We start from the raw sequence: 14,230 nt of genomic DNA on the forward strand, positions 1-14,230 counted from the left end.
GGGCCACCGCACCCAGGCATCGCCAGGACGTTGCGGTCGTGGCCCCGGCCGGCGGGCCGGCCCGCCCGGGACGCTCAGCGCTTCTCGCCGTGCAGCGTCTGGCCGCCCTGGTGCAGTTCCAGCGCGGTCACGGCTTCGTCGGCGCCACGCAGGAAACGGATCTCGATGCCGTAGGCGGCGGCCTCGAAGCGGTCGGCCTCGCCGGTGGCGTCCAGCGCGAATTCGCCCTGTCCGGTGGCCTGCGCGAACAGCCCGCCGTCGCGCTCGCGCACGCTCAGCTCGAAGCCCGGCGCCAGCGGATAGATGCCGGCGTAGGCGCGCAGCATCTCGGGGGCCGGCATCGGCGCGGCGGCCGGGCGGCGCGCGCCGGGCGCCGGGAAGCGCGCGTCGAGCAGGTGCAGGCCGAGCGGTTCCAACCCGCCGTGGGAGTACAGCGCGGTATCCGACAGCAGCACCACCGCGCGGCCGCGCGCGCGCTCGAAACCGACGAAGGCGGAGAAACCGCCGGTACCGCCCTCGTGCAGGTGCAGGACGCGGCCGTCGAAGGGCGCGAGCAGCCAGCCCATCGCCATCGGCTGCTCCGCCGCCCCGGCGATCGGCTGCTGGGCCTGCACCAGCGCCGCGGCGATCGGCGCCTCGGCCTGGCCGAGCTGGGCCTGCGCGTAGCGCACCATGTCGTCGAGCGTGGCGCGCACGCCGCCGACCCCGGCCAGTGCCGGGGCGAAGCGCCAGGCCGGCGTCGCCTCCCCGCCCGGCAGGTGGCCCTGGGCCGGGCGCACGCCGTCCGGCGGCGTCGCGACGTAGGCGCCGTCCATGCCCAGCGGCGCGAACAGGCGCGCGCGCAGCAGCGCCTCCAGGTCCTCGCCGGCGCGATGCGCGAGCGCGTAGGACAGCAGCATGTAGCCGAAGTTGGAATACTCGAAGCGCTCGCCCGGGGCCTGCGCCAGGGGCGTGTCCTGCAGCGCGGCCAGCAGCGTGGCGACGTCCAGCGCGGCGTAGGGATCGGCCGGGTCCGACAGGTCCATCCCCGGCGGCAGGCGCGGCAGCCCGGAGGTGTGGGCGACGAGGTGGCGCAGCAGGATCGGCTGGCCCGAGTGGTCCGGCACCGCCGTGCCCTCCGGCAGGTAGGCGGCCAGCGGATCGTCCAGCGAGGCGCGGCCCTGCGCGATCAGGTCGGCCAACAGCGCGCCGGTCATGGTCTTGGCGACGGAGCCGATCTCGAACGCCGCGTCGGGCCCGATCCTCGACGACTGCGCTGGATCTGCGCAGCGCCAGGCGCGGGCGACACGGTCGCCGTCGATCACCGCGGCGGCGACGCAGGCGCCGCTGGCGTCGCCGTCGAGGCGATGGTCCAGCGCGAGCCGCAGGGCCTGGTCGGCATCGGCTTGCGCGGCGCCGGCGCACAGCAGCAGGGCGGCGGCGAGCGGTCGGAACTTCGGCATGGCGGATCCTCCTGGACGGGTTGGGACACGGGAAAGGCGCGAGGTCAGGCCGAGTCGCCGGCGAGCGGATCGATCTGCCGCTGCAGCGCGGCCGCGTGCGCGTGGAAGTCCTTCGCGGCACGGCGGTTCAGCCAGACCGCGAGCATGCCGAACGCCACGAACGCGGCGATGGTGATCAGCGCGCCGGGGGTGGGCCCGCTGGAGGCGAGGACGAACGCGCTCGCGCCGAGCATCGGCGGCGCGACGTACCATCGCCACGCGCGGTCGAGCAGGCGCGCCTGCACCAGCGCGGCGTCGCGCCGGCGCTGCAGATGGAGCACCAGCGGCTGGTCGGGCGCCGCCTCGGGCACCGCATGCCGCGCACGGCGCAGCGTCCACGGCAGCCACGCCGCCCAGGCCGCGATCCACGCCGCGGACGCGGCCACCCACCAGGCACCGCGCAGCCCCGCGGCGACGCCGACCAGGGCGAAGAACGCCAGCACCAGGACGGCGGCCACCGCCTCCACCCGGTCGCGCGTGCGCACGGCACGCGCGAGGGCGCGATCGCGCTCGCGCAGCGACTGCAGCGAGACGGTCTGCGCAGCGCCGTCGGTCGGCTGGCGCTGCCACGCCTCTCGGATCCGCTCCCAGTCCATCGTCGTCCTCCGGGTCAATCGTTCACGAATCGGGTTTCGTAGGCCTGCCGCAGGCGGGTCATGCGGATCGCCACCGCGTTCGGGGTCGACCCCAGCACCTCGGCGATCTGCTCGCGCGACAGGCCCTCGAGATCCAGCAGCAGCACGCTGCGCTGCACCGGATCCAGCGTCGCCAGGAAGGCGTCGAGCACGTCCAGCGGATCCAGCGGGTGCCCGGCGTCGGCCGGCTCCGCCGCCTCGTCCAGCGGCCGGTGCTCGCGCCGCGGGCGGCGCACGTGCGACAGCGCGGTATTGAGCGCGACCCGATACACCCAGGTCGAGCGCTGCGCGCGGCCCTCGAAGCCCGCGAAGCTGCGCCACAGCTGCAGGTGCATGTCCTGCAGCAGGTCCTGCCAGTCCTGCGGGCCCGCATAGCGGCGCGCCAGCCGCACCAGGGCCGGCTGGTTCGCCTGCAGCATCGCGGTGAAGGCGGCTTCGGTGTCCATCGCGCTCATGGTCGCAGTCCGGCGGGCTCGCTAGGATTGGTCGCACCGGGGCGCGTGGATTTTCATTGCCCGCGGCGGAACCTGCCGATGCCCGAACGCCGCGGGCGGCTGCCATGCCGCCCGCCCGTCCCTGCGGGACGCGCCGCGCTCGGCGGCAGCGGCGCGACATCCGCCTGGCCCGGCGGGGGCGACGCTCCGCGCGGCCCGCGAGCCGCGGGCGAGCGCGGCTACCGCTTAGGCCGCCAGCAGCCGGCGCAGCGTGGCGCCGTAGTCGGCGGCGATGGCGTCGGCCAGCAGGTGCCGCCCCTCGGCGACCACGCGCCGCCCGCCCACGTGCGCCTCGCGCAGCAGCGGGCGGTTGCCGCTGAAGATCCAGCGGTCGGCCACGTCCTGCTCGGTCGCGCCGGCGAGGACCGGGGCATCGGCATCGAGCAGCAGCCAGTCGTCGCTTTCGTCGAAACCGGTCGCCGCGCCCGCGCTCTCGGCGACGCCGGCCAGCAGCGTCTGGCCGACGCTCTCCGACGCGCCCACGGCGATGTTGCGGCGGCGGGCGACCAGCCGCTGGCCGTATTCCAGCCAGCGCAGTTCCTCCACCGGCGACACCGAGATCTGCGAGTCCGAACCCACGCCCCAGCGGCCGCCGGCATCGAGGAAGGCGCGCAGCGGGAACAGCCCGTCGCCCAGATTGGCCTCCGTCGTCGGGCACAACGCGACCACCGCCCCGCTGCGGGCGATGCCGGCGATCTCCGCCTCGTCCAGGTGGGTGGCGTGCACCAGCGTCCAGTGCGCGTCCACCGGGGCGTTCGCCAGCAGCCATGCCACCGGCCTGGCGCCGCGCAGCGCCAGGCAGTCCTGCACCTCGCCGACCTGCTCGGCGATGTGGATGTGCACCGGCGTGCGCGCCGGCAGCGCCGCGAGCACCTCGCGCATCGCCGCCTCCGGCACCGCGCGCAGGCTGTGCAGGGCCACGCCCGCGCGCAGGGTCTCGTCCTCGCGCGCGCGCAGCGCCTCGAACAGGCGCAGATAGGCGTCCACCTCGTGCCCGAAGCGGCGCTGCCGCGCTGACAACGGCCGGCCGTCGAAGCCGCCGGCCATGTACAGCACCGGCAGCAGGGTCAGGCGGATACCGGTCTCGCGCGCGGCGGCCACCAGCGCCAGCGACATCTCCGCCGGATCGTCGTAGGGAAGCCCGTCCGGGCGATGGTGCACGTAGTGGAACTCGCACACGCGGGTGTAGCCAGCCTCGAGCATCTCCGCGTACACCTGCGCGGCCACCGCGTGCAGCGCGTCGGGGGTCATCCGTTCGGCGAAGCGGTACATGGTCTCGCGCCAGGTCCAGAAGGAGTCGGCGGGATCGGTGCGCCGCTCGGCCAGTCCGGCCATCGCGCGCTGGAACGCGTGGGAATGCAGGTTGGCGATGCCGGGCAGGCGCCAGCCGTCGCCGGCGCGGATCGGCTGCGGGGATGCGGGTTCGGGCATCGGGACGGCCTGGCGGTGAGGAGTGCGCTAGGCTAACGCGTCGTCCCCGCCGCTCACAGGCCGCGCATGCTGACCGCCCTCGGCGTCGTCCTCGGTTCACTGCTCGCCGTCGCGCTGGTGCTGCTGATCGCGCGCGAGCGCCTGCGCGCGCCCGGCGCCCGCCGCGGCCGCGAGGGCGGCACGGTCGGCAGCGGCGGCCTGCCGCACGACCGTCACGACGGCGGCGGCGACAGCGGCCCGGGCGGGGCGGACGGCGGCGACGGAGGCGGCGGTGGCGACTGAGCGCTGGGACGGGCTGATCGTCGGCCCGACGCTGGTCACCCTGGCCGGCGATGCCGGCTACGGCCTGATCGAAGACGGCGCGCTGGGCTGGCGCGACGGCGTGCTGGTCCATGCCGGTGCCCGCAGCGCGCTGCCGGCCGCGCCGGAAGCGCTGGCCGCCGAGGTCGTCCAGGCCTCGGGCTGCATCACCCCGGGGCTGATCGACTGCCATACCCATCTGGTGTTCGCCGGCAACCGCGCGGCCGAGTTCGAGCTGCGCCTGCAGGGCGCCAGCTACGAGGAGATCGCGCGCGCCGGCGGCGGCATCCTCTCCAGCGTGCGCGCGGTGCGCGCGGCCGACGAGGACGCGCTGCTGGCCGAGTCGCTGCCGCGCGCGCGCGCGCTGGTGGCCGACGGCGCGACCACGCTGGAGATCAAGTCCGGCTACGGCCTCGACTTCGACAGCGAGCGCCGCATGCTGCGCGTCGCCCGCCGCGTGGGCGAAGCGCTGGGCATCGCGGTGCGCACCACCTACCTCGCCGCGCACGCGCTGCCGCCGGAATACGCGGGCCGCGCCGACGACTACATCGACGCGGCCATCGGCTGGCTGCCTGCGCTGCACGCCGAGGGGCTGGTGGACGCGGTGGACGCCTTCGCCGAGCGCATCGCCTTCGACCCGGCGCAGACCCGGCGCGTGTTCGAGGCCGCGCGCGCGCTGGGGCTGCCGGTCAAGCTGCACGCCGACCAGCTCAGCGACGGCGGCGGCGCGGCGCTGGCGGCCGAGTTCGGCGGCCTGTCGGCCGACCACGTCGAACACACCTCGGAAGCGGGCGTGCGCGCGATGGCGGCCGCCGGCACCGTCGCCGTGCTGCTGCCCGGCGCCTTCCACGTGCTGCGCGAGACGCGGCTGCCGCCGCTGGACGCCTTCCGCGCCGCCGGCGTGCCGATGGCGGTGGCCACCGACTGCAACCCCGGCACCTCGCCGCTGCTGTCGCTGCGCCAGGCGATGCAACTGGCCTGCACGCATTTCCGGCTCACCCCCGAGGAAGCGCTGCGCGGCGCCACCGTGCACGCCGCGCGCGCGCTCGGCCTGGACGATCGCGGCCGCCTGCGGCCCGGGCTGCGCGCGGACTTCGTGCACTGGGACGTGCGCGCGCCGGCCGAACTCGGCTACTGGCTGGGCGGGCGGCTGGCGCGCGGCGTGTACGCCGGCGGCCGCCGCATCGGTCCGCCGCCTGCGACCTGACCCACTGCCCGCCCGACGGAGGCCCCATGCCGCGCACCGCCCTGTGTACCGCCCTCGCCCTGGCCCTGGCCGCCGCCTTCCCGGCCCTCGCCGCCGACGCGCCGGAGGCCGCGCGCCGCCTCGCGCAGGAGGCGGTGATCGTCGATACCCACATCGACGCCCCCGGCCTGCTGGAGAGCGCCTGGACCGACCTCGGCGAGGCCGCGCCAGACCGCGAGTTCGACTACCCGCGCGCGCGCGAGGGCGGCCTGGACGTCGCCTTCATGTCGATCTACACCTCGGCGCGCCGCGACGAGGACGGCAGCGCGCGGCAGTCCGCGCACGCGCAGATCGATTCGGTGGAGGCGCTGGCGGCACGGCATCCGGACCGCTTCGCGCTGCTGACCTCGCCGGGCGACGTCGAGCGCCTGCGCGAAGGCGGCCGCGTGCTGCTGGCGCTGGGCATGGAGAACGGCGCGCCGATCGGCGACGACCTCGGCCAGCTGCAGCGCTTCCACGACCGCGGCGTGCGCTACATCACCCTCGCCCACAGCGCCAACAACCGCATCGCCGATTCCTCCTACACGCAGGAGAAGCGCTGGAACGGCCTGAGCCCGTTCGGCCGCGAAGTGATCGCGGAGATGAACCGGCTCGGGATCATGGTCGACGTCTCGCACATCTCCGACGCCGCCACCGAGCAGGCGGTGGCGGCCAGCCGGGTGCCGGTGATCGCCAGCCATTCGGCGCTGCGCCACTTCACGCCCGGCTTCGAGCGCAACCTCAGCGACGCGCTGGCCCGCGCCATCGCCGAGCGCGGCGGCGTGATCCAGATCCCGTTCGGCAACGCCTTCGTCAACCCGCAGGCCGCCGCCGACACCCAGGCCTACTTCCGCGCCATCGACGCCTTCGACCGCCGCAACGCCGAGCGCGCCGCCGCCGGCCGGCCGACCGAGGACCGCGCGGCCTTCGTCGAGCGCTGGGAGCGCGAGCACCCCTCGCCGGCGACCGCCATCGATGCCGTGCTCGACCAGATCGACCACGCCGTCGCGCTGGTCGGCATCGATCACGTCGGCATCGGCTCGGACTTCGACGGCGTCGACGGCAACCTGCCCGAGGGCCTGCGCAGCGTGGCCGACTACCCCAACCTGATCGCCGGCCTGCAGGCGCGCGGCTACGCCGAGGCCGACATCCGCAAGCTGCTCGGCGGCAACCTGCTGCGGGTCTGGGCCGAGGTGGAGGCCGGCGCCGCGCGCTGAAAACCCGTTCCAGCGCGTACTGCGCGCGCCGGCGGGCGCGCATGCGGCGCCCGGGCGCGCGAGCACGCCTCGTTCGCTGCGCTTGCCGCGTTCCGCCAGCCGGCGGCGCTCGCGGCGCCGGATACGCCACCGGAACGAAAAAGCCCCGCGCAGGCGGGGCTCGGTTCGCGGCCGGCGGCAGGTTCAGCCCGCCTTGGCGACGGTCTTCTTCGCGACCTTCTTCGCCGGCGCCTTGGCGGCGGTCTTCCTGGCGACGGGATCCGACGCCGAGGCGGCGTTGCGGGTCGCCGTCTTCGGGCGGCTGTTGCCGTAGCTGGAGTTGTAGCGCTTGCCCTTGAGGGTCTTGCGGTCGCCCTTGCCCATCGTCTCGCTCCTGAATCTGATACCGGTTTGCGTGGCGCCATTTCCGGCGCACGGGACCGCACATCCTATCACGCGGCCGGTGGCCGGTTGCTGGCGTGGGTGAGGCGCAGGTTGACCAGGTGCGCGGCGGCCAGCAGCAGGCCGCCGGCGGTCATGATGGCCGCATGGGCCAGGCCATGGTCGTGCAGCGGAGTGAACGCGCCCGCCCACACCAGCGCCAGGCCCGGCACCAGCAACAGCCAGGCACGGAAGCCGCGATGGCGGCGATAGCCCAGCGTCAGCGTGGTCAGCCCGAGCAGCGTGGCGAACACCACGAAGCCCTGGTCGAAGTCGATCCAGCCGCCGGCGCCCAGGCCCAGCGCCGGCAGCAGCGCCAGCGCGAGCGGCAGCAGCGCGCAGTGAACGGCGCAGAGGAAGGAGGCGGCGAAGCCGAGGCGGTCGGCTCGGCGCAGCGCCTGGCTGGAAGACGGGGGGGCGGTCTGCACGATGAGGTCTCGGTCCCTGATGGCTGTAATTTTATAACATGACCGGCGTGATGGGCGAGCCCACGCCCGGACGCGGCGGCGCGAACGGTTCAGCCGGCGCGAACCGGCGCGTCCCGCTATGCCGGCTCCGCCGTGACGATGTAGTCGTGGCCGTGCCGCAGCCCGCCCTCGCGCGCGACGTGCGCCAGCGCGCGGGCGCGCAGGTCGGCCACGTGCGCCAGCAGCGGCGCGGCCAGCCGGCGGTCGCGCAGCTTGCCGGCCGCCTGCACGCACATGTCGAGCTGGCTGTGCACGAAGCGCTCGCCGTAGCGGATCGGGATCGCCTCGGCATCCACGATGCGGAAGCCCGCACGCTCCAGATGCCGCAGCGTCCAATCCAGCGGGTACTCGCGGTAGGGCCGGTCCTCGGCCAGCAGCAGGCAGGCGTCGCGCAGCCGGCCGATCTCGTTGACCAGCCTGCCGTCGGCATCGGTCGGCAGCCGCGGCACGTAGGGCTCCAGCCCCAGCACGTACAGGCGCCTGCCCACCAGCGGCCGCAACCGCTCGAAGAGCCGGTCCTGCCAGTACGGCGCGAACCCCTCGATCGCGCCGAGCAGGTAGTCGGCCAGCACGGTGTCGTAGCGCTCGCCGGCCAGCAGCTCGGGATCGATCCAGTTGCCGACCACCAGGCGGTCCTGCGGGCGCATGCGCTCGCCGGCCTCGCGGCGGGTGTTGTCGGCCATCGCCTGCGAGCCGGTGACCGCGGTCCAGCGCTCGGTGTCCAGGCCCAGCAGCCAGCGCATCGAGCTGCGGCCGGTGCCGGCGTCCAGCACCGCGCCCCACGGCCGGTGGCCGTGGAGCGCGGTCACGCGTTCGTACAAGGACACGACTAGAAGGTGTAGCTCAGGCCCACCGTCAGGTTGCGCCCGGGCAGCGGGACGGTCCCGGCGAGGAACGAGGCGTGGTTCCAGATCTGCTCGTCGAGCAGGTTGGACCCGCGCAGGAACACCCGCGTGCGGCCGTCGGCGAGACGGTAGTTCAGCGTGAGGTTGAGCATGTCGTAGGCCGGCGAGGCGCTCTCGAAATCGGCGATGTCGTCCTGCCCGTTGACGTGGTAGAACTCCGCCTCGCCGCCGAACGCGCCGTTGTCGACCCGGACCCGTGCGCCGAGGCGCGACGGCGGGATGCGCGGCACGTTGCCGCTGCCGTCGGCGAACTTGGCGTCCACGCGGTCGGCGAACACGCCGGCGGAGAGCACGTCGGTGAAGCGGTAGTCCAGCTCGGCCTCGAAGCCGCGGAACTCGGCATCGCGCTGGGTGTACTTGATCAGCCGGAAGTCCTCGTAGCGATCGAGCGTGCGCGCGTAGATGTAGTCGTCGATGTCGTTGGCGAAGGCGCCGAGGCTGAAGGTCAGGTCGCCGGCGGTCTTGCGCAGCATCAGCTCGAAGTTGCGCGCGGACTCGTTGCCGTAGCCGGCGTTGTTCTCGGCGCCGCCGCAGGTCAGCGGGTGCGCGACCAGGCCGCACTCGTAGGTGTTGGTGGCCAGGTGCACGCCGCGCGCGTACAGCTCCTGCGCATGCGGCGCGCGCTCGGAGTGCGAGGCCGAGAACGTCAGCGACAGGTCGGGGCGCAACGACCAGATCGCCGCGCCGGAGAACGAGGTCGCGGTGTCGTCGAACGCCGGGCGTCCGCGCGCGTCGTTCTTCGGCGTGTGCTCGACCCACTCGTGGCGGGCGCCGAGTTCGAAGTGCCAGCGCTCGCTCAGGTCCAGGTGCTCGACCAGGAACACGCCGGTGGAGCGGCTGTCCACCGTGGGCATGAAGGCCTCCAGGCCGTCGGCGCTGAAGCGGGTATCGGTGTGCTGCACGCCGACCACGCCCGTCCACGGGCCCAGCGGCACGTGCTCCAGCTCGATGCGGCTGTCGTGGCCCTTGTTGGAGAACGTCGTGGCGACCTCGCCCTCCTCCAGCTCGTCGTGGGTGTAGTCGGTATAGCTGGAGCGGAAGCGGATGCGCGAGAAGCCGGCGAACGGATCCTCGAATTCGCCGCGCAGGTCCACGCGCTTGCTCTCCAGGTCGATCGTCGCCAGGTGTTCGTGATCGTGGTCGTGGTCGTGATCGTGGTCGTGATCCCCGCCGCCGTCGTGCGAATGGCTGCCGCAATGCAGCGCGCTGCCATGGGGGTGGCAGCCCTCGTACTCGTGGCTGTGCCCCGGCAGGCCGTAGTCGTCGTCGCGGTAGGAATAGGCCAGGCCCACGTAGCCGCGATCGGTCACCCAGGACAGGCCGAGGCTGGCGTTGCGGGATTCGCTGGCGGTGCCGTGCACGCGCGATGCTTCCAGGTCGGGCGCGCGGTAGTCGTCGGCATCGCGCCAGGAACCTTCCGCATGCAGCACCAGGTGGTCGCCGAGCTGCTTGGAGACGCCGGCGCCGAACGCCTTCTCGTCGGCCACGCTGTTGCCGCGCAGGACGAAGCGCCCTTCGAGCCCGTTCTCGGGCAGCGCGGTGGGGATCTTGTTGTCGAGCACGTTCACCACGCCGCCGATCGCGCCGCCGCCGTAGAGCAGCGTCGCCGGGCCGCGCAGCACTTCGACGCGCTCGCCCAGCAGCGGGTCCACCGTGACCGCGTGGTCGGGGGAGATGTCGGAGGCGTCAAGCACCTGCGAACTGTCCGACAGCACCTTGACCCGCGGACCGACCTGGCCGCGGATCACCGGGCGGCTGGCGCCGGCGCCGAACGTGTCGGCATGCACGCCCGGAAGATTGTTCAGGGCCTCGCCGATGGTGGCGGCGCCGCGCTCGACGATCTCGTCGCCCGACACCACGCTGTAGGGCGCGGCGATCTGGTTCGGATTCTCGCCGATGGCGGTCACGTGGACCGCCTGCAGGGTGGTGACGTCGTCGTCCTGGCGGCCGGCGTCGTCGGCCGCCAGCGCGGGTGCGGTCGCCGCGGCGCCGAGCAGGATGCACTGGATCGCGATGCCGAGAGGGTGGAGGTTCTTGGTCATGGAAGTCCGTCGGGGAGTCATGCGGGAAACGCGGCACTGCCGCGAGCCCGTAATGATATACCATAACAATGACGATGCCCGTGCCGGCGAGCGCTTTTCGTGCCGGCCCGGCCCTGCGACGCCGGACCGCCGCTGCCGCCCCTCTCCCCCACGCCGCCCGCCTCTTGCGACCGCCGTCGCGGCGGCGCAGCGCCGGCCGCAAGCGGCGCCACTGCCGGTACCGACTCCATCGGCGCAACGCGTCGGTGTCCGGCGACCGTGCCGGGCTCGACCGGCGGCGGCCCGCGGCGCCTTGCGCGGGGGCGCCGTGGCGAGCGGAGTCGACAGCGGATGCGGGCCGCACAGCGCGTGGCCCGGCCCGCGCCCTGCAGGCCGCAGCCCGACCGGCGAACGGCGGCTCCGCCTCGCGGCGACGGAGCCGCCGCACGCCAGGTTCGAGCCGCGCGCGCGGCGTCAGGGCTCCGTCGCGTATCGGCCCAGGTGCCGTCGCGCTTCCTGCCCGCGCACGCCGGCGAGGCCCGTTTGCGGCAGGTCGTGGCGATCCGCGGGCCCCGGGCGATCCGGTTCGAGCAACAGCACGTTGATGCAGGCGAGATGGTCCACCGCGACGCTTCTGCACAACCGCGCCCAGGCGCGCGGCTCGTGCATCGGCATGCCCAGCCGATCGAGCAGCGCGGCGTGCCGTTCCAGTTCGTCGGCGAGCGAGAGCAGGCGCTGGCCGTTGAGATCGGCACGGACGCCGAGGCGGGCACGCGCCCGGCTGCGGCGCGCGCTCCGCGTGGCCGCGGCGACCAGCATCGAGGCGCAGGCGCCGGCGAGGAACATGACCAGGCCGAAGACCCAGCCGCTCATGGCGATGCGCCCTGCCCGCGCGGCACGATGGACAGCGCTTTCCCGTGGCGGGAGGCCGTGCCGGAGCGCGGTCGGCGGGCGCGAGAAGCGTTGAGGCGCATGCAGGCTCCGATTCCTTCCGGACGCGGGCCAAATTGCCATCTCAAGTTGCAATTGTCAACAACCGCAACTTGCGATTCGCCGTTGGCGTCTACGCAACAATGTCCGCGCTGCAAGCGCACCGGAGCCGGCCACGCGCCGGCACTTCCTTCCCCCTGCACACGAGGACATGAGCCAGGCGCCCCACGCCGAATTCGCACGTCGGCTGCACCAGGCCCTGGACTTGGCGGGTTTCGCGCCTGGGCGCAGGCGGACCGGCGCACTGGCGGAATCCCACGGCGTGAGCCGCGAGACGGCGCGCAAATGGCTCACCGGGCTGTCCCTGCCCGAGCTCGAACGCATGATCGAACTCGCCATCCGCCACCACGTCAGCTTCGAATGGCTGGCGACCGGGCGCGGCGAAGCGGAACCGGAGGGCCTGAGCGTGCGCGACGCCTGGCTCAAGTACGGCGATCCGGAGGAAGCGCGGCTGCTCGAGCTGGTGCGCACGCTGTCCCACAAGCAGCGCCGGGCGTTGATCGACCTGCTGGACACGCCGTAGCGCGAGCGCCCGTGCCGGCGCCGACACCCCTGGCTGCATCCACCGAACGCGCGCGAGCGAGGGGATGCCCCGCGTACGGCCGCCTGCGATCGCCGCCGGCCTGCGGGATGCGGAAGCGCCGGGCCCGGCCGGCGCCCGGAGCGATCGTCAGGCCGCCGCGCAGAGCGCGCAGGTGCCGTGGACTTCCAGCGTCTGCGCCTGCGGCACGAAGCCCAGCGCGCGGGCGCGGGCGTCGAGCAGCTCGACCGCCTCCTCGTCCTCCAGCTCGGTGGCGCTGTGGCAGGTATCGCAGATCAGGAACGGCACCGAGTGCTGCCGGCTGCTGGGATGGTGGCAGGCGACGAAGGCGTTGATCGATTCCAGCTTGTGGACGAAGCCGTGCTCGAGCAGGAAGTCGAGGGCGCGGTACACCGTCGGCGGCGCGGGCGCGCCGGGGCCGTCGCCCTCGCGCACCTGGTCGAGCAGGTCGTAGGCCTTGAGCGGCTTGCCGGCGCGGGCCACCAGGCCGAGGACGTGGGCGCGGATCGGCGTCAGCCGCAGGCCGCGGCGCGCGCAGGCGTCCTCCACCGCGGCCACGTAGCCGGCGGCATCGTGGACGTGGTGCTGGGGATCGGTGCAGGCGGTCGCGCGCGGCATGACGCCCATGATGGCGGCGCGGCGCCGCCGACTCAAGCCGCCGCCCGGCCGCGGCCGGGCGCCGCTCAGGCCGCGGCCGGGATCCGCGCCAGCGCCGCGTCGATCCGCGCCAGCGCCTCCTCGCGCCCGGCCAGGTACACGGTGTGGCCGATGTCCGGGCTGACCTGGGTGCCGGTGATCGCCACCCGCATGGGCTGCGCGACCTTGCCCATGCCCAGCCCGAGCGCCGCGGCGGTGGCCTGCAGCGCCTCGTTGACGGCGTCCGCGCTCCAGTCCGGCAGTTCCGCCAGGCGCGCGCGCGCGTCGGCCAGGGGCGCCCGCGCCTCCGCCTTCAGGTGCTTGGCCACGGCCTTGTCGTCGTACTCGGTCAGCGGGCGGTACCACACCGCCGCGCGCTCGGCCATGTCGGCCAGGGTCTGCACGCGGTCGCGCAGCGCGACCACCACGTCGGCCGGCGCCGGTCCGCGGGCGAGATCGTAGCCGGCGCGTTGCAGGTGCCAGACCAGGTGGCCGGCGACGTCCTCGGGCGCGTCGGTCTTCAGGTACTGCTGGTTGAGCCAGCCGAGCTTGGCCGGGTCCAGCCGCGAGGCCTTGGCGTTGACGTCGGCCAGGTCGAACAGCGCGGTCATCTGCGCGATCGAGAAGATCTCCTGGTCGCCGTGCGACCAGCCCAGCCGCACCAGGTAGTTCAGCAGCGCGTGCGGCAGGTAGCCGGCCTCCCGGTACTGCATGACGTCGGCGGCGCCGGTGCGCTTGGACAGCTTGGCGCCGTGCTCGTCGAGGATCATCGGCAGGTGCGCGAAGCGCGGCGGCTCGGCGCCCAGCGCGCGGTAGATGTTGATCTGGCGCGGGGTGTTGTTGACGTGGTCGTCGCCGCGGACCACGTCGGTGATGCCCATGTCCAGATCGTCGACGACCACCGCGAAGTTGTAGGTCGGGTAGCCGTCGGGGCGGAAGATCACCAGGTCGTCGAGTTCGGCGTTGGCGATCTCGATGCGGCCCTTGACCAGATCGTCCCAGGCCACCACGCCCTCGGTCGGGTTCTTCAGCCGGATGACGCGGTTAGGATCGTCGCGCCACGGCGCGTTCCGATCGCGGTAGGCGCCGTTGTAGCGCGGCTTCTCGCCGGCGGCCATGGCGGCCTCCCGCATGGCGTCGAGTTCGGCCTTGGACTCGTAGGCGTAGTAGGCATGGCCCGCGGCGACGAGCTGCTCGGCCGCCTCGCGATAGCGCTCGACCCGCGCGGTCTGGTAGATCGGGCCCTCGTCGTAGTCCAGGCCCAGCCAGTCCATTGCCTCCAGGATCGCGTCGATCGCCGCCTGCGTGCTGCGCTCGCGGTCGGTGTCCTCGATGCGCAGCACGAACTGCCCGCCGGCACGGCGCGCGGCCAGCCAGCAGTACAGCGCGGTACGCGCGCCGCCGATGTGCAGGTAGCCGGTGGGACTGGGGGCGAAGCGGGTGCGGACGGTCATGGGGGGGCGGCGG

General features: G+C 73.9%; 15 protein-coding genes. 4 read left to right on the plus strand and 11 right to left on the minus strand.

Annotated features, from left to right (window positions below; genetic code table 11):
* Positions 1-74 precede the first annotated feature (74 nt).
* From Z164_RS20600 to Z164_RS0113205, 4 genes are all read right to left on the minus strand, one after another.
* Complete coding sequence (locus Z164_RS20600; RefSeq protein ID WP_024891157.1) at positions 75-1,442, minus strand: serine hydrolase; 1,368 nt, start codon at positions 1,440-1,442, stop codon at positions 75-77.
* Positions 1,443-1,486: 44 nt separating this feature from the next.
* Positions 1,487-2,077, minus strand: coding sequence for a hypothetical protein (locus Z164_RS22820; protein WP_024891158.1), 591 nt, complete (start codon positions 2,075-2,077; stop codon positions 1,487-1,489).
* A 14-nt stretch (positions 2,078-2,091) separates the two neighbouring features.
* On the minus strand, positions 2,092-2,571 hold the full coding sequence (locus tag Z164_RS0113200; RefSeq protein ID WP_043690116.1) for an RNA polymerase sigma factor: 480 nt from the start codon (positions 2,569-2,571) through the stop codon (positions 2,092-2,094).
* A gap of 225 nt (positions 2,572-2,796) precedes the next feature.
* Positions 2,797-4,041 carry a formimidoylglutamate deiminase gene (locus tag Z164_RS0113205; RefSeq protein WP_024891160.1) on the minus strand — a complete coding sequence of 415 codons (1,245 nt, stop codon included), beginning with the start codon at positions 4,039-4,041 and terminating at the stop codon, positions 2,797-2,799.
* 66 nt (positions 4,042-4,107) lie between these two features.
* Here Z164_RS0113205 and Z164_RS0113210 point away from each other — a divergent pair, with 66 nt between their 5' ends.
* Genes Z164_RS0113210 through Z164_RS0113220 form a run of 3 tightly spaced genes read left to right on the plus strand, consistent with a single transcriptional unit; the run spans position 4,108 to position 6,783 of the window.
* Entirely contained in the window at positions 4,108-4,323 is a 216-nt protein-coding gene (locus tag Z164_RS0113210) for a hypothetical protein (RefSeq protein WP_024891161.1), read from the plus strand.
* On the plus strand, positions 4,313-5,548 hold the full coding sequence (hutI, locus tag Z164_RS0113215; RefSeq protein WP_024891162.1) for an imidazolonepropionase: 1,236 nt from the start codon (positions 4,313-4,315) through the stop codon (positions 5,546-5,548). The genes Z164_RS0113210 and hutI overlap by 11 nt, the downstream gene beginning before the upstream one ends.
* A gap of 26 nt (positions 5,549-5,574) precedes the next feature.
* Positions 5,575-6,783, plus strand: a complete 1,209-nt coding sequence (locus tag Z164_RS0113220; RefSeq protein ID WP_024891163.1) for a dipeptidase — start codon at positions 5,575-5,577, stop codon at positions 6,781-6,783.
* Positions 6,784-6,966: 183 nt separating this feature from the next.
* Here Z164_RS0113220 and Z164_RS0113225 read toward each other — a convergent pair whose 3' ends face one another.
* From Z164_RS0113225 to Z164_RS0113245, 5 genes are all read right to left on the minus strand, one after another.
* Positions 6,967-7,146, minus strand: coding sequence for a 30S ribosomal protein THX (locus Z164_RS0113225; RefSeq protein WP_024891164.1), 180 nt, complete (start codon positions 7,144-7,146; stop codon positions 6,967-6,969).
* A 68-nt stretch (positions 7,147-7,214) separates the two neighbouring features.
* A complete protein-coding gene (locus tag Z164_RS0113230; protein WP_024891165.1) occupies positions 7,215-7,631 on the minus strand; it encodes a MerC domain-containing protein in 417 nt (138 codons plus the stop codon).
* A gap of 116 nt (positions 7,632-7,747) precedes the next feature.
* Positions 7,748-8,479, minus strand: a complete 732-nt coding sequence (locus Z164_RS0113235; protein WP_201769603.1) for a class I SAM-dependent methyltransferase — start codon at positions 8,477-8,479, stop codon at positions 7,748-7,750.
* 20 nt (positions 8,480-8,499) lie between these two features.
* Entirely contained in the window at positions 8,500-10,617 is a 2,118-nt protein-coding gene (locus Z164_RS0113240; RefSeq protein ID WP_024891167.1) for a TonB-dependent receptor domain-containing protein, read from the minus strand.
* A 453-nt stretch (positions 10,618-11,070) separates the two neighbouring features.
* Complete coding sequence (locus Z164_RS0113245) at positions 11,071-11,469, minus strand: hypothetical protein (RefSeq protein WP_024891168.1); 399 nt, start codon at positions 11,467-11,469, stop codon at positions 11,071-11,073.
* Positions 11,470-11,737: 268 nt separating this feature from the next.
* On the opposite strand from Z164_RS0113245, the gene Z164_RS0113250 reads away from it, so the two are divergent.
* Positions 11,738-12,109, plus strand: coding sequence for a helix-turn-helix domain-containing protein (locus tag Z164_RS0113250; protein WP_024891169.1), 372 nt, complete (start codon positions 11,738-11,740; stop codon positions 12,107-12,109).
* Positions 12,110-12,256: 147 nt separating this feature from the next.
* Here Z164_RS0113250 and Z164_RS0113255 read toward each other — a convergent pair whose 3' ends face one another.
* Complete coding sequence (locus Z164_RS0113255; protein WP_024891170.1) at positions 12,257-12,745, minus strand: Fur family transcriptional regulator; 489 nt, start codon at positions 12,743-12,745, stop codon at positions 12,257-12,259.
* 65 nt (positions 12,746-12,810) lie between these two features.
* Positions 12,811-14,217, minus strand: coding sequence for a glutamate--tRNA ligase (gltX, locus tag Z164_RS0113260; protein WP_024891171.1), 1,407 nt, complete (start codon positions 14,215-14,217; stop codon positions 12,811-12,813).
* Between the last annotated feature and the right edge of the window lie 13 nt (positions 14,218-14,230).

It is taken from the genome of Luteimonas huabeiensis HB2 (genome assembly GCF_000559025.1).
In the GTDB taxonomy this organism is placed as follows: Bacteria; Pseudomonadota; Gammaproteobacteria; order Xanthomonadales; family Xanthomonadaceae; genus Luteimonas; species Luteimonas huabeiensis.

Bases quoted from the DNA above. Each gene is read 5' to 3' on its own strand.
- Z164_RS0113205 (WP_024891160.1), bottom strand. From the start codon at position 4,041: ATGCCCGAACCCGCATCCCCGCAGCCGATCCGCGCCGGCGACGGCTGG.
- Z164_RS0113250 (WP_024891169.1), top strand. From the start codon at position 11,738: ATGAGCCAGGCGCCCCACGCCGAATTCGCACGTCGGCTGCACCAGGCC.
- Z164_RS0113255 (WP_024891170.1), bottom strand. From the start codon at position 12,745: ATGCCGCGCGCGACCGCCTGCACCGATCCCCAGCACCACGTCCACGAT.
- Z164_RS22820 (WP_024891158.1), bottom strand. From the start codon at position 2,077: ATGGACTGGGAGCGGATCCGAGAGGCGTGGCAGCGCCAGCCGACCGAC.
- Z164_RS0113200 (WP_043690116.1), bottom strand. From the start codon at position 2,571: ATGAGCGCGATGGACACCGAAGCCGCCTTCACCGCGATGCTGCAGGCG.
- Z164_RS0113245 (WP_024891168.1), bottom strand. From the start codon at position 11,469: ATGAGCGGCTGGGTCTTCGGCCTGGTCATGTTCCTCGCCGGCGCCTGC.
- Z164_RS20600 (WP_024891157.1), bottom strand. From the start codon at position 1,442: ATGCCGAAGTTCCGACCGCTCGCCGCCGCCCTGCTGCTGTGCGCCGGC.
- gltX (WP_024891171.1), bottom strand. From the start codon at position 14,217: ATGACCGTCCGCACCCGCTTCGCCCCCAGTCCCACCGGCTACCTGCAC.
- Z164_RS0113210 (WP_024891161.1), top strand. From the start codon at position 4,108: ATGCTGACCGCCCTCGGCGTCGTCCTCGGTTCACTGCTCGCCGTCGCG.
- Z164_RS0113225 (WP_024891164.1), bottom strand. From the start codon at position 7,146: ATGGGCAAGGGCGACCGCAAGACCCTCAAGGGCAAGCGCTACAACTCC.
- Z164_RS0113240 (WP_024891167.1), bottom strand. From the start codon at position 10,617: ATGACCAAGAACCTCCACCCTCTCGGCATCGCGATCCAGTGCATCCTG.
- Z164_RS0113220 (WP_024891163.1), top strand. From the start codon at position 5,575: ATGCCGCGCACCGCCCTGTGTACCGCCCTCGCCCTGGCCCTGGCCGCC.